General features: G+C 61.2%; 11 protein-coding genes. 7 read left to right on the plus strand and 4 right to left on the minus strand.

Annotated features, from left to right (window positions below; translation table 11 throughout):
• Positions 1-30: 30 nt before the first annotated feature.
• The 3 genes from ACWR1S_RS22650 to ACWR1S_RS22660 all read right to left on the minus strand — a co-directional run bounded on the left by ACWR1S_RS22650 (position 31) and on the right by ACWR1S_RS22660 (position 5,751).
• Positions 31-1,134 (minus strand): SCO family protein, encoded by a 1,104-nt coding sequence (locus ACWR1S_RS22650; protein ID WP_454565064.1) that lies wholly within the window; start codon positions 1,132-1,134, stop codon positions 31-33.
• Positions 1,131-3,938 (minus strand): multicopper oxidase domain-containing protein, encoded by a 2,808-nt coding sequence (locus ACWR1S_RS22655; protein ID WP_454565065.1) that lies wholly within the window; start codon positions 3,936-3,938, stop codon positions 1,131-1,133. The genes ACWR1S_RS22650 and ACWR1S_RS22655 overlap by 4 nt, the downstream gene beginning before the upstream one ends.
• A 364-nt stretch (positions 3,939-4,302) precedes the next feature.
• Positions 4,303-5,751: a sensor histidine kinase gene (locus tag ACWR1S_RS22660; RefSeq protein WP_454565066.1), complete on the minus strand. Its 1,449-nt coding sequence runs from the start codon at positions 5,749-5,751 to the stop codon at positions 4,303-4,305.
• A gap of 423 nt (positions 5,752-6,174) precedes the next feature.
• On the opposite strand from ACWR1S_RS22660, the gene ACWR1S_RS22665 reads away from it, so the two are divergent.
• From ACWR1S_RS22665 to ACWR1S_RS22690, 6 genes are all read left to right on the plus strand, one after another.
• Positions 6,175-7,521, plus strand: coding sequence for a hypothetical protein (locus ACWR1S_RS22665; protein WP_454565067.1), 1,347 nt, complete (start codon positions 6,175-6,177; stop codon positions 7,519-7,521).
• A gap of 35 nt (positions 7,522-7,556) precedes the next feature.
• Positions 7,557-9,791 (plus strand): Ig-like domain-containing protein, encoded by a 2,235-nt coding sequence (locus ACWR1S_RS22670; protein ID WP_454565068.1) that lies wholly within the window; start codon positions 7,557-7,559, stop codon positions 9,789-9,791.
• A gap of 72 nt (positions 9,792-9,863) precedes the next feature.
• Positions 9,864-10,328 carry a curlin gene (locus tag ACWR1S_RS22675; protein ID WP_454565069.1) on the plus strand — a complete coding sequence of 155 codons (465 nt, stop codon included), beginning with the start codon at positions 9,864-9,866 and terminating at the stop codon, positions 10,326-10,328.
• Between the two features lie 27 nt (positions 10,329-10,355).
• Complete coding sequence (locus tag ACWR1S_RS22680; protein ID WP_454565070.1) at positions 10,356-11,807, plus strand: curlin; 1,452 nt, start codon at positions 10,356-10,358, stop codon at positions 11,805-11,807.
• A 310-nt stretch (positions 11,808-12,117) separates the two neighbouring features.
• Positions 12,118-12,324, plus strand: a complete 207-nt coding sequence (relB, locus tag ACWR1S_RS22685) for a type II toxin-antitoxin system RelB family antitoxin (protein WP_454565071.1) — start codon at positions 12,118-12,120, stop codon at positions 12,322-12,324.
• Positions 12,314-12,598 (plus strand): type II toxin-antitoxin system RelE/ParE family toxin, encoded by a 285-nt coding sequence (locus tag ACWR1S_RS22690; protein ID WP_016983362.1) that lies wholly within the window; start codon positions 12,314-12,316, stop codon positions 12,596-12,598. Before relB ends, ACWR1S_RS22690 begins: the two co-directional genes overlap by 11 nt.
• Positions 12,599-12,771: 173 nt before the next feature.
• On the opposite strand, the gene ACWR1S_RS22695 is transcribed toward ACWR1S_RS22690, so the two are convergent.
• Complete coding sequence (locus ACWR1S_RS22695; protein ID WP_038364897.1) at positions 12,772-13,143, minus strand: DUF6124 family protein; 372 nt, start codon at positions 13,141-13,143, stop codon at positions 12,772-12,774.
• Positions 13,144-13,339: 196 nt separating this feature from the next.
• Here ACWR1S_RS22695 and ACWR1S_RS22700 point away from each other — a divergent pair.
• Positions 13,340-13,616, plus strand: a 277-nt coding sequence (locus ACWR1S_RS22700) for a hypothetical protein (RefSeq protein ID WP_454565072.1), incomplete at its 3' end; no start/stop codon positions are given.

Consider the following 13,616-nt stretch of genomic DNA (forward strand, 5'->3'; position numbering starts at 1 on the left):
GACACACGGTTCAATGATGCTATTTCGCCGCTACCGCATCTGACTCACCGTTGCGGCTGGATCACCCGGTTTTACTGGCGTCAAAGCACCGTCGGCGACGGCCGGGGTGGACGGTTGCTGACGCTCGGTTTCATCACGGAGGAAATCGATGATCGACTGCGCGGATTGCTCGTCCAGGCGCAGATTGGGCATCGGGATTCGCTCGAACTGTTCGTACAGTTGCAGGGCAATCGGGTCTTTTTCCGCGAGCAGGCGATCCGGTTCGCGAATCCAGCGGTTCAGCCATTTCGGATCTCGATTACGCGTTACACCAATCAGATCCGGGCCGATGCTGCGCATGCCGAGGCCCTGCCCATCCATTGGGCCGAGGCTGTGACAGGAGGCGCAGCGGGTGCGGAACAGTTCTTCGCCATTGCTCGGCGGGCGAATGTCCGGGGCGTTGGCGTAGCTTTCTTCAATGCTCGGCTGCTTCCAGTTCTGCAAGGTGTTGGCCAGTTGGTCGGCGAGGATCCACGGGTTTTCGAACGGCGAGGCTTTCATCCAGCGCCCGGTGGTCTGGTTGCCGACGATCAGGCTGAGGTTGTGGTCCTTGCTGCGACCGTTGTCGACGCCTTCGATAAACAGCCCGAGTTTTTTGCGCAGGTCGGTGACGTCTTCGAATTCGCCGGTGAGAAACTTCCAGCCGGGGCCGACCTTGAAGCGCTGCGAATAGGCCTTGAGCACCTCGGGGGTGTCGCTGAGCGGGTCGATGCTGATCGAGTAGAAAAAGATGTCCTGACCGACCCGATCACCGAGCAGTTTCTGCACCTGGCGCAAGCGTGCGGTTTCCAGTGGGCAAGAGTCGCTGCACGAGGTGAAGATGAAGTTGATCACCACCACTTTGTTCTTGATCAGGTCATCGAAGAAATGCACCTGCTGACCGTCCTGATCGGTCAGCAAGGTGTTGGGGAAATAGTCGCCACCCCACGGGGTGGCGGATTCACTGGCCGCTGACGGCTCGCCGACACTGGCCTGATGTGCCAGCAGCACGCGGCTGCCGAGCACACAGACCACCAGCATCAGCACCAGGTGCATGCCCAGCGCCCGGGAGCGCGGGGTATGCACGGGTTGGCTGTCACCGTGGCGACGGTTCATGGCTTGATCACCACTTGTGGGCCCATACCGTCGCCGCTGCGGAAGGTAGGCAGCGCGGCCGAGTTGACGTAGCGCACACCGTCCCAGCTTGGCAGTGGGGTTGGCATCAGTTGCAGCTGACCGGGTTTCTCCAGGTCCCAACGCAGCAGCATCGAGTTGTCCTCATGCTGAGTGTTGTGGCAGTGCTCCATGTAGGTCCCGGCGAACTCGCGGAAGTTGATCGCCATCTCGACGTTGTCCAGACCATCCGCTTCAGAACCAATCCGATAGACATCTTTGCGCGCCCATTTTTCCCATTCCGGCGGTGCCTTGCCGCCGCGACTGAGAATAATGCCCTCCTCGAAGTGCACGTGCACCGGATGGCTCCAGCCCGTGCCGCCAGCCTTGATCTTCCACACCTCCAGCGTACCGAACCCGGTGACACCGGCATCGGTCGGGCCACTGGACAATTGGGTCGAGGCATTGAGTCGGCGTGGGTCCATGTGGAAGCCGAACCCGCCGTCAGTCTTGACCGTCCACGGCGCTTCATCGGTGCCGTCGGAACGGCCGAAGGTGAAGGTGCGGTGGCGAGCCTTGGCCAGCAAAGCTTTATCGGCGGCGTTGTCGCGGTGGAGCTTCAGCGGGATCATCACCAGCCCTTCAGCCTTGCCGGGTTTGGCCGGTTCGTAGGCTGCCGGGTTCATCGCCAGATCCTGGCCGGTGTAAGCCTTGACGTTGAGCTGCAAGACCTTGCCCACCGCTGGATCGCCTTTGTCCCACTGCGGCCCTTTGCTGGTCTGCTTGATCACCGCCAGGTATTTCTCCGACAGGATGTCGCCCAACGGAATGACCTCTTTGGGTCCCTTGCCGTCGTCGTGGGCCTGCAGGTTGACGAAGAACAGCTTGTCCCCCGGTTTGATGCCGTTTTTCGAGAAGTTGACGATGATGTCGAAGCGCTCGGCGATGCCCTGGGTCGGCAGGATCGCGTTGTGGTTCTGTTTATCGCCGTCGGCATCGAGGTCCATGCTGCCGTCGAACGGTACGCTGTGTTCCATGATGTTGCCGTCGTTGGCAATCATGTGGAACGGCACGCGGCTGTAGGTCACGCCGGAGTTTTTCGGCCCCTGGAACTCGCCACCGCTGCCTTTGATTTCGCGCACCAGCGCCAGTTTGAAGTAGCGCGACACCGAGCCGTTGAGGATGCGGAAGCGATAGCTGCGTGCGCGTACATCGAGGGTCGGTTTCCACTGCCAGTTGACCAGGACCTGGTCACCGAGGAAGCCGTCGGTGTTGAACGGGTTGAACCACAACTGACCTTCCTGATCCCAGGCCTTGTCGGCGAACACCAGGTTGACGTCGTAGTCGCGGTTGCCCCACGGCAAGGCGCTGCCGCTGGGCAAGCGCAGGTTGACGCCGTCGTTCACCGACTCGTTACCGCGATCCAACGCGCTGTAGTAGTTCATCATCGCCGCGTTGCCCTTGTAGACGTTCTGCGCGGTGAAATCGAGCATGTGGTCGTGGAACCAGTGGGTGCTCATGGTCTCGCGCCAGTCGCCGCGGATCTTGATGGTGCCGTTGTCGCAGGTCTTCTTCGCCGGTGCGAGGTCGTTGACCCACAGGGTTTCGCCCGGTGCGCAGGGGAACGCCGCGCGCGGGTCTTCGGCCTTGGTGTTGATGCTGTCGTAACCGGCGAGCTGGATCGGCCAGCGATAGTCGTAAAACTGCCCCGGGAAGAAGAACGCGTTGGCATAGCCGTCGCTTTCTGCCGGCGCGTGGCCGTTGTGCTCGTGGGTGCTGATGGTGTGCAGGCCAAAACCACGGTTGGCCGACGGATCGATCGGCAAGCCGTTGTAGTGGCGCATCATTACCGGTTGGCCGTAGCGCACCATCAACAGTTTCGGCGGCAGCGTGCCGTCGAAGGTCCACACTGCGTTGTGGTTCTGCACCGGCATGTTCGGGTGGAAACGCGGATCGACGCCTTTCGCAGTACCGTCAGTCAGCGGCACACCCGCGACGTTGTGGTACAGGCCACCGGGGCCGAACTCGCCCACGGCGTAATGGTGCATTTGCACGTTGTCACGCAAGCCACCATTGAGGCGCGCACCGGTCTGCGCGGTTTTGTAGGCGACTTGCGGATAGAACTCGTTCCAGCGCTGATGGGCCCAGCCTTTTCCTGGCGGCCGACCTTCAGCGGAGGAGCCGATGTGCCGGTTGAGGAACACTTCGATCTGCGCCTGCCACGGGTTGCGGTCGACCACGTTAGAGAATTGGCTGGGGAATGGCGTCAGCCCCGGTTGTCGCAGGAATGCATCCAGCGCAGTGCCGGGAGGCGCGCTGCGGGCGACATTATTCGGGTCCTGCGCGGGGGCCGGGCCAATCGCCGCCGGTGGAAATGGCAGCGGCGCGGCAGGGGTGGTCGGGTCGAGTTTTTCCGGGCCGAACTCTTCGAACAGGGTCAACTGCTGGGTGAACGGCTGCGCGCCATAGAGCGGGCTCGGCTTGCCGTTGGTGGGGTAGTTGAAACTGGTCTGCACGGACGGTGGCAGGACGTTTTCGATACGCGTTTCAGCGCGGTTGCCTTTGACGCCGTCGGGCAAGTCGAAGGAATCTTCGTTGGCCTCGGGCATGGTCAGGATGGCGTTGAGCGCCGTCGGTTCGTCTGCCGGCTCGTCGTAGTACGCCGACGGATCGGAGGTTTCAGGCTGTCGCTCGTCATCGATCGGGCTGGCGCGAACGCCGGCCATGGTGCCGAGGGTCAGCATCAGAAAGACGCTCAGCGGCGTCAGCAGGAAGGTGTTGCTTGGGTTACGCGTTGTTCTGTCCATCACCAGCCGCCTCATCAAGGAAGGGGTGATGGTGTTTTGCAACTAGTGCGCCAAGAAATTATTTCCAGTTGTAACAGGGACTTGGAAGGTCTGCGGGTTTCCCCACTCCCCGGTGACCGGGGCTTGACACCCACTGATGGGGGAAGTTCATAAATTTTTGCGGCGTTTATAAACTTGCGTACCAACTGACGAAGGCTCGGGCCCCGTTGATCGTTCCCACGCTCTGCGTGGGAATGCAGCCCGGGACGCTCTGCGTCCCATTGGAACGCGGAGCGTCCCTTGAGGCATTCCCACGCAGAGCGTGGGAACGATCAAGATCAAAAGATCGCAGCCTTCGGCAGCTCCTACAGGGGGAATGTGTTTATCAGGGGACGCGTTGGAAGGCCAGACGAACGGTGGTGCCCTCGCCTTCGCGGCTGTCGAGGGTCACGCCGCCGCCGAAGCGCTCCATGATGCGTTTGACCAGCACCAGACCGACCCCGAGACCGCCAGATTTGGTGGTGAAAAACGGCCGGAACGCCATGGTCCGTTGTTCTTCATTCATGCCTTTGCCGGTGTCGCTGAGCACCACGCACACACCACGGTCGTCGCTCGGTTCCAGGCTGACGGTCAGCGTGCCGCCCTTGTCCATCGCCTCCAGCGCATTGGCCAGCAGGCTGTTGAGGATTTGCGTCAGTTGCACCGGCTGGCTGAGCACCATCGGCGTGTGCTGCGGATGAAACACCACCTGCACGCCGGCCTTGGCGATCTGCTGTTCAAACGCGACGAGGCTTTCGTGCAACGCCGCCACCAGGTTCACCGGTTCCGGATCATCGTTGAGCGGACGCAGGGACTGCAGCAGCTCGCGCACCCACTTCGACATGCGATCGACCTGGCCGATGATGTCCTTGATGTTCTTCTCGGCCGGGCCGGCATCGAACTCCAGCGCCAGTTCGGCGCTGGAACGGATGGTCGCCAGCGGATTGCGCAAACTGTGCGCCACCGCAGAAGACATCTCGCCCAGTGCGACAAAGGTTTCATTGGCGATCAGTTGTTTTTGCTGGGCGGCGAGCAGAATCGCCGCACGTCGCACGATCCAGTACAGGCCCAGATAAATCAGCCCGCCGCCCAGTGCGGTGGCCAGCCAGATCAGGGTCAAGCCGCGTTCCATGCGTGCGATCAGGTCTTTCGGTTCCTTGTAGATCTCGACCATCGCCGTGACATTCTTGCCCTCGGCGTCGAACAGCGGAATGTAGTTCTCGATGAAGATGTAATCCGGCGGGATGACGAACTTCTGCTCCTCACGGGCCTTGTCGACGTCGTGGTAACTGGCCGACACCGGAATCTTTTCGTTGAAGGCACGATCGAGGTCTTCGTCGGCATGAATGCTGGTACCGATGAGCACCGGGTTGGTCGACCAGATTACCTGGCGGTCGGGGGCATAAATGTTGGCGAGGATCACGTCCGGCAGGTGTTCGATGTGGTCGAGAAATTCACCCCGCGCGCCCGCCCGGGCCTGCGGATCGACATCGGGAAAATCCTTGTCCTGACGTGGATCGAGCAGTTCGCCCATCGTGCGGATGTTGGGAATGGACACATGGCGCACTTCGGCCGAGGCGATGGCCTGAATGAACTGCGCCGTGAGCAAGGCATCGCGCTGCACGCTTTCCTCGATCACGAATCGTGTAGAGACCGCCCCAAGCGCGATGGCCACCGTACCGATCACCGCCATGCTGATCAGCGAAAACCAGCGCAGCAGGTTGAACGACTGCTTGCGCGAGCTCAATCGGAGATTGCCCTCCTCGACCGGTAGCGATTTCGACTGCATGTTCATGGCGGCGACTTCTCTTTACGTCCCTATAGGGTTATAGCCCACGGGTGGGGGTTTGCCCGGATGCGGGGATATCGACCCCGTTGAGGTGATCCCACAGACACCGCTAATCCCTTGTAGGAGTGAGCCTGCTCGCGATCGCGGTGGGCCTGTCGACATTTTCATCACAGACATACCGCTATCGCGAGCAGGCTCACTCCTACAAGGATCTGTGTTCGACAGGCCATGAGTGGTCCTCCCCACCGTCCCCGATTCTGGGGAATGACGCCCTTTCCCCACTGACCAAAAACCTGACCCTTCTGCGCGCCAAGCCCTCTACCCCGGCCCTCTCCCGCCCATCCACCGCACCTTGGCATGGAAGGTGTACAGGCCCTGTGCAACTGACCCATCCCCAAGGGGCAGGTACTTTGATAGAGGGATTAACTCATGCACCCTTTACTGTCCAAAACCGCGACCGTCCTGGTCGTGAGCGCCTTGGCCCAGGGCATTGCTCAGGCCGCTTTGTTCGCTGTTGATCCGGGGCCGTACGCACCGGCCACTGGTGGTTTCGCCAGTTGGTATCAGGACACCCACGGCCGCACGCTGGATCTGTGCCTGTCCAAAGCGCTCAGCTCCCGCGTGCCCAGCACCCCCGGTGCGCCTTCGTACATGTGCTCGCTGTTGCCGGCGCCCGGCATATTCGATGACGCTCAACCGCTGGCTTTCCCCAGCAACTTCCCCGACGAGGCGTTCTGGTTCACCGCTGACGGCACGATTGTCGACGCCGCGCGCGGCATCAACCTTTCGTACGGTTCGGCGATCGAAGCCGCGTTCAGTGGCGGTGACCCGGCGGAAGGCGATCAGATCAGCTTCGCGCGGATTCGCATCCGGGTCGATATTCCTACGGCCGGCACCTACGTCATCACCCACCCGTATGGGGTCGAAGTCTTCAACATTGACACGCCCGGCCGCCGCGCAATCAACATGACCCGCGACATCGGTATCGGCGCACCGAAAACCTACGACGGCGCGCTCAAGGGCGACGTCGGACCGTTCCTGCGTAGCCTCAACGGGCCTTACACCGAAACCAATCCGGTGACTGGCTCGGCAGAGCAATTTGTCGGTGATCCGAACCTTGAAGAAGCCGTGACCGGCAGCCCGTTCAACACCAACTTCATCCGTATCGAAGGCCCCAACGGCCTCGATCTGCGCACGACGATATTTGCCGTCTCCGGCAAGTTATCGAGCGTGGTGCGCCCTACGCCAATGATCACCCAGCGCAGCACCTACTCGCGCAAAGCGGGAACCAGCGCACCGGTGGCCCAGCAAGACGTGTTCGTCCTCGCACCGCCAGCGCCCGGCACCGCCGCCGTGAGCAGTTTGACCCCGGTGCTGAACATGACCGAAGCCAACTCCACCGGCGCCTGGTACGCGCAATCGTCGGCCAACCCGACCGTGCCGAGCGTCCTGCAAGTGACCGCCGACAACCACCTGGCCATCGCCAGCAGCACACCGACCACCCTGCCCATGCCCCTGACCGACCTGGTGGTGATCCAGAGTGCCCAGTACAGCTTGAGTTCTGGACAACTGACCGTGGTGGCATCGACCAGTGACGAAACCTCGCCACCCGTACTCACCGCCACCTCCGGCAGCGGCACCGCCATCGGTGCGCTGAGTGGCGACGGCGCAGTGAAAAGCCTGGCCACCGGGATCTCGCCGATACCGCCAGCCAAGGTCCGCGTGACGTCGTCCAACGGCGGCAGCGATACCGAAGAAGTGGTCATCGTGCAATGAACGCTCACATGCCCAGATCCGCATCAGGAGGCATCATGAACAAGTGGCCACGCTTTGCGCTCAACGCGCTCGGGCTCGCTCTCTCGCTGACCGGCAGTGCCTATGCGCAACTCGCCGCCGTCGACCCCGGCCCCTACACCTTCGCCACCGGGAAATTCCCGATGTGGTATCAGGACAACAATCTGCTGTCGATGGAGCTCTGCCAGTCGCGCGCCGCCAGTTCGCGGGTAGCGGTGAGTACCCCTCCCGCGTACATGTGCACTCTGCTGCCGGAACCGGGCGTCTTCGACGACACCCTGCCGATGGTGTTCCCCGACAACTGGCCGCCGGAAGCTTTCTGGTTCCTCGCGGAAACCAACATCCCCAACAACGGCGCCGGCTACGGCATGGACGCCTATGTCGCGGGGATAGAAGCAGCGTTTTCCTCGGATAATCCGGTGGACGGCGATCAAATCGCCTTCGCGCGAATTCGCATCCGGGTGAACGTTCCCGTGGCCGGCACATACACCATCACCCACCCGTATGGCGTCGAAACGGTCAACGTCACCACCCCCGGGCGCCGCGCGATCAACATCACCAAAGACATCGGCATCGGCGCGCCGGGCAACTTCAGCGGCGCATTGACCGGTGCCATTGGCCCGTTCCTGCGCAGCGTCAACGGCCCTTACACCGAAGTGAATCCTGACAGCGGCGGTGTCGAAACTTTCGTCGGTGATCCGAACCTCACCGAGGCGGTGACCGGCAGCCCGTTCGACACCAACTTCGTACGCATCGTCGGGCCATCCGCTGCCGGTACGATTCAAACCAGCCTGTTTACCGTCGCCGGCAAAGTGCTCGACAACCGTCAGCAAACCGCTGTCGAACTCAACCGCGCCACCTATCGCCGCACCTCGACGGGGGGGCGTGCCGAAGTCTTTGCCAAGGCAGACAGCAGCTCGACCCTGTGCTTCCGCGAAACCGTGGCGCTGTTGCCCGGCCCACCGCCGACGCCGTGCCAAACCAGCCTGGCGGGTGACAACACCGGTTTGTTCTTTGGCCAACGCCTGGGGACTGGCGCCGTACCACCGGTGGTGGTCGTGACCGCGACCAACCCGGCCGGGACCACCCGTCCAACGTCGGTGTCGGCCAAACTCACCGACGTGGTGAAAGTGCAGACTGCGCGCTACAACTGGGCCAACAAAACCTTGTTGATCGAAGCGACATCGACCGATGAAGTGGCGATCCCGGACATGGTTGCGCAAGGCTACGGACGCCTGTCGAAGACCGGCACCCTGCAGCGCATCACCGTCGCCGACCTGACCCAGCCACCGGCCACCGTGACGGTGAAGTCCGCCGCTGGCGGTAGTGATACCGAGCCCGTTGTCGTGGTCGGCACCGCACCGGATACCGGTGAAAACCAGGCGCCAATCAGCAACGCCGACACCGGTAGCACCAGCTTCGGCGTGCCGATCACCCTCAGCCTGCTGACCAACGACAGCGATCCCGACGGCAACAATCCGCTGAGCATCACTGCGTTGACCCAACCGGCAGCCGGCCAAGGTACCGTCGCCCTCAGCGGCACTGCCGCCGTGGTCTACACCCCGCCAGCCGTGGTCAACACACCACTGACCACCACCTTCACCTACAAGGCGCAGGACGCCAAAGGCCTGGCCTCGGCCAACCCGGCCACCGTGACGATCACCGTCGCGCCGAACCGGCCACCGACCGCCGTCGCCGACAGCGTCGCCACGTTGGGTGTGGCAATCCCGATCAACGTACTGGCCAACGACACCGACCCGGAAGGCAACGTACCGCTGGGCGTCGCCAGCCTGACCCAACCGGCCGCCGGCCGTGGCACGGTCAGCACTGACGGCACGGTAATCACCTACACCCCACCGGCCACCGTGACCACGGCATTCACCACGACCTTCACCTACATCGCCCGGGACAGCTTCGGCGCCCTGTCGACGCCGGCCACGGTCACCGTGCAAGTGTCGCCACGGCCAGCGGCGGAGACCTTCACCATCACCACCTCGACGGTGCAGGCCCGCTCGGGCGGACGCTTCAACTGGGACTTCGCCGGCACCTCGTCGGTGACCACCGGCAACACCATCACCGTGCAGGTCACCACCCCGACCGGGCTGGTCACCCTCGGCACCACCACCGTACCGGTCACCGGTCGCTGGCGGCTGACGCTGAACAACACGCTGGTGGTGCCATCGGCCAACCCGACCGCGACGATCCGCTCATCCCAGGGCACCGTGCGCACGGTCTCGGTGACCACGCTGTAAGCCTGATCCCCAGCCACTCGCGGGTGGCTGGGGCTGAATTGAAACCGGTTAACGCCTGACAGGATGTGAGCCATGAACACGCCGATCGCCGCCCTGCTTTGCCTGCTTCTGCTGTGCAGCACGGCAGGCGTGCGCGCCGACGACCTGATGGACAACGACGACCTGGCCCCGACCAGCAGCGACCTCGGCGAACTGCCCCCACCGGAGGGTCAGCAAGCCCTGATCGACCAGCTCGGCCAGGCCAACGTCGCCCTGCTGCAACAGAACGGTCAGTCGCTGCTCGGGCAGATCGTGCAGTCGGGCAGCAATCAGGAAGCGTACATCCTGCAACAGGGCAGCGACCTGATGGCGCTGATCAACCAGAACGGTTCCGGCAACGCCGCCTCCATTACGCAAAACGGCAGCCACAACCGCGCGCAGATTTCGCAAAACGGCAACAACAACGACGCCAGCATCGAGCAGGCCGGCACGGGGCTGCAAAGCGCCGTGACCCAGTCGGGCAACGGCATGAGCGTTTCGGTCAAGCAATATCGCTAAGCACTGCACATCATCGGAGAGTTCATCATGTTCAAACTGACGCCCCTCACCGCCGCCATCCTGGTCATGATCAGTGCCCAGGCCATGGCCGACGACAGCCTGTCCAACCAAAGCCAGGTCGGTACCGCCAACATCGCCGACGTGAAACAGACCCAGGCGCCGTTCAGCACCGCCACCCAGACCCAACTGGGCCAGGGTAACGACGCCGCCGCCGTGCAAGACCACGCCACCAGCGTGATCACCCAGGACGCCGTCGGCGATTACAACGCCGGTTACGCCGAACAACTTTACGAAGACAACGCCACCATCACCCAGCAACAGGTCGGTGCCTTCAACACCGCCCACGCCAGCCAGTCGCTGGGCTTCGGCGCACCGAACAGCGCGCTGCAACAGCAGCAAGGCACGGGCAACTTCTCGTTCATCTATCAGGATTCGCAGAACGGCAGCGAAGGCAAAACCTTCCAGTTCGGCGACAGCAACGAAGCCAACATCGAACAACTCTATGAAGGCAGCGGCAACAGCTCGGTGATCACCCAATACGGCACCGCCAACTACGGCACCGCCGAACAAGTCACCCACAACGGCGGGCAGATCGGCATCAACCAGGCCGGCGAAAGCAACTACGCCTACGGCGACCAACGCAACGGCACCGGCGGCAACATCACCATCAACCAGTTCGGCAACCTCAACGGCAGCGAAATCTGGCAAGACGCGCAACTCGCCAGCCAAGCCACCGTCAACCAATACGGCGACAGCAACGAAACCGTGGTCGATCAAAGCTTCGGCGAAAACAACACCGCTGCCGTCACCCAGGTCGGCAATACCAACGCGATCTACGCCGACCAGTTTGAATCGGTCAACTCGACACTGGCGCTGTACCAGGTTGGCAACGGCAACGTGCACTACACCTACCAGAGCGGCGACGGCCACACGCTCAGCGCCACCTCCGTGGGCAACGACAACAAGGTCTACGCCAGCAACTGGAAAGGCCCGCAATCGGGTGGCCAGTTCGGCAGCAACCAGCGTGCGACCGTCACCCAAGCGGGCAATGGCAACATCGCCAGCTTCACTCAGGATGGCGTCGGCCATGTGATGACCACGCACCAGACCGGGACCGGCAACAAGACCACGGTCAGTCAGGCGGAGTCGTATAACGAGCTGTACTTTGATCAGAATGGTAGCGACAACATCTTGATCTCGGATCAGCGCGGCACGGGCAACCTGGTGCAGGGTTCTTCGAATGGCACGGGTAACAGCGCCGAGTTCGATCAGTCGGGGTCGGGCAACCAGGCGTATACCGCGCAGTTGTATGGCAGTGACAACATGATCACTGTTAAACAGGCAGATACGATGAACGTGGCGTACGTGACCCAGGGCGGCACGGGGAACATTGCCAATGTCGATCAGAGTGGCGTGACGCAGACGGCGAATATTCAGCAGTTCGGGTCGGCTAACCAGGCGACGGTGTTGCAGCAGTAGAGGTTGGGTGTTGATGGGCCGCGATTCTCTGGTGAGGGGGATCGCGGTTTTTTTTGTCCGTAGGACCGATCAACGACATACGCTCTTTAAAGCTTCAGACCCGCCACGTCCTACAGAAAAAGGAATGATTTCTGGAAAAGTTGAACGTTTTCCTACCACGTCTGGCGGTTGGCCGTCGGAAGCGCAAGGACTAGGATTTTTCGGGACAACCTGAACCCTACGGAGCTCGACCGACGTGCAACTCATCCAGACAACCACGACAACATTCCCCTTACCGAATAGACTTCCAGGCATTGATCCCGGAGGTGCCATGATCGACCCAAAGATGATTGATCCGATGTGCCCAGTCGTCTCGGATCTTGATCCTGAAGAACAGGCTGCGAGCTATGACCGCTGGTTCAGGGCGGAAGTACAAGCGTCTCTCGATGATCCGCGCCCGAGTATTCCCCATGAGCAAGTGATGGAGGAAATCAATGCCTTGATGGAATCAATGCGCAAAAGCGCTGATGCAGATTAAGTGGCGACCCAAGGCTCGGGTCGAACTCTCGAAAATCCTGAAGTACATTGGCGAGCGAAATTTTGTAGCGGCGACTGCACTTCACAAGTCCGTCGTAAAAACTACATCTGCGCTTTGTTGGCATCCACACCTGTATCGCAAAGGCCGCTCTCCCGGCACTCGAGAGATTGTGGTAAGCCCGAACTATCTCGTCGTTTATCAAGTGGCGGACCAAATTGAGATTGTGAGCATCTTGCATGCGCGTCAGGAGTACCCTCGACGCGACCCCGGTTAAGATCGCTTCCTCGTCTCAACACAAGAAACCGTGTTTCCCGTGGAGGTACGGTTTTCGTGATCGTTCCCACGCTCTGCGTGGGAATGTCTCTCGGGACGCTCCGCGTTCCAACTCGCGAATTTTACGCAGAGCGTCAGGGGCTGCATTCCTTTGCTGCGCGTGGGAACGATCAATCAGCCATCCTTCAACTCGACGTGATCCAGCGCTTGATTCACCGCCAGTTCGCCCAGCATGACAACTTGAGCGATGCCCAGTGCGGTTTTGCGCTGTGAAGTTTCCAGCGAGGCGGCGAAGTTGATGAGCATTTCGCTGGCCGAGCCGAGGGTTTCGCTGGCGTTGGCGAGCAGGGATTCGGTGTTGTACCTGGGGTTGGCAAGGTACATGGGTTCCGGCTCGTTGGCGCTGGACATGATGTGGGCGGTGGGGTTGAGGTAGAAATCGAGGGCGCGGTCGGCGGCTTCGTGGAGTTTTTTGCTATCGACTGAGGCGTAGGGGGATGTGGTGTTTGTGTCTGATTCTGGGGGGTTGGGGGTTGGTTTTTTCATGGTGATTCTCTCTCATTGATAGTTGCAGCTGGCCCATTCGACTTCCAGGAAAAATGGGTGGCAGCTGTACGCAGGCTGGAAATCCGGGAGAGAGCAACCCGGCAGACACGAATGTCTCCCGCGCACAACCGCCATAACAGAGTGCACACAATGAAAGTGCGCAAGCATACGTTATGAAAGGCGTATCTGCTCTCTCGTGTCTTCGGGTTTCCATGCCCGGTCGCTGAATTGGCAGCGACGAACACAGGCTAGAGACCGGACGTCCGACGGACAACCTGAAAACCTTGTGGGAAGGTTCCGCAAAATCGAAACATCCTTTAAACATCCCGAATTGAAATACGCATGTGTAGGAGCTGCCGAAGGCTGCGATCTTTTGATCTTGATTTTGATTTTGATATTCATCTTAAAAAATCAGAGTCAAAAGATCGCAGCCTTCGGCAGCTCCTATGTATGGACTCGCCCCACCATTCAAC

The sequence above is a fragment of the Pseudomonas sp. AIG genome (genome assembly GCF_977020205.1).

Coding starts and splice junctions, on each gene's coding strand:
- ACWR1S_RS22650 (WP_454565064.1), bottom strand. CDS start 1,134: ATGAACCGTCGCCACGGTGACAGCCAACCCGTGCATACCCCGCGCTCC.
- ACWR1S_RS22655 (WP_454565065.1), bottom strand. CDS start 3,938: ATGGACAGAACAACGCGTAACCCAAGCAACACCTTCCTGCTGACGCCG.
- ACWR1S_RS22660 (WP_454565066.1), bottom strand. CDS start 5,751: ATGAACATGCAGTCGAAATCGCTACCGGTCGAGGAGGGCAATCTCCGA.
- ACWR1S_RS22665 (WP_454565067.1), top strand. CDS start 6,175: ATGCACCCTTTACTGTCCAAAACCGCGACCGTCCTGGTCGTGAGCGCC.
- ACWR1S_RS22670 (WP_454565068.1), top strand. CDS start 7,557: ATGAACAAGTGGCCACGCTTTGCGCTCAACGCGCTCGGGCTCGCTCTC.
- ACWR1S_RS22675 (WP_454565069.1), top strand. CDS start 9,864: ATGAACACGCCGATCGCCGCCCTGCTTTGCCTGCTTCTGCTGTGCAGC.
- ACWR1S_RS22680 (WP_454565070.1), top strand. CDS start 10,356: ATGTTCAAACTGACGCCCCTCACCGCCGCCATCCTGGTCATGATCAGT.
- relB (WP_454565071.1), top strand. CDS start 12,118: ATGATCGACCCAAAGATGATTGATCCGATGTGCCCAGTCGTCTCGGAT.
- ACWR1S_RS22690 (WP_016983362.1), top strand. CDS start 12,314: ATGCAGATTAAGTGGCGACCCAAGGCTCGGGTCGAACTCTCGAAAATC.
- ACWR1S_RS22695 (WP_038364897.1), bottom strand. CDS start 13,143: ATGAAAAAACCAACCCCCAACCCCCCAGAATCAGACACAAACACCACA.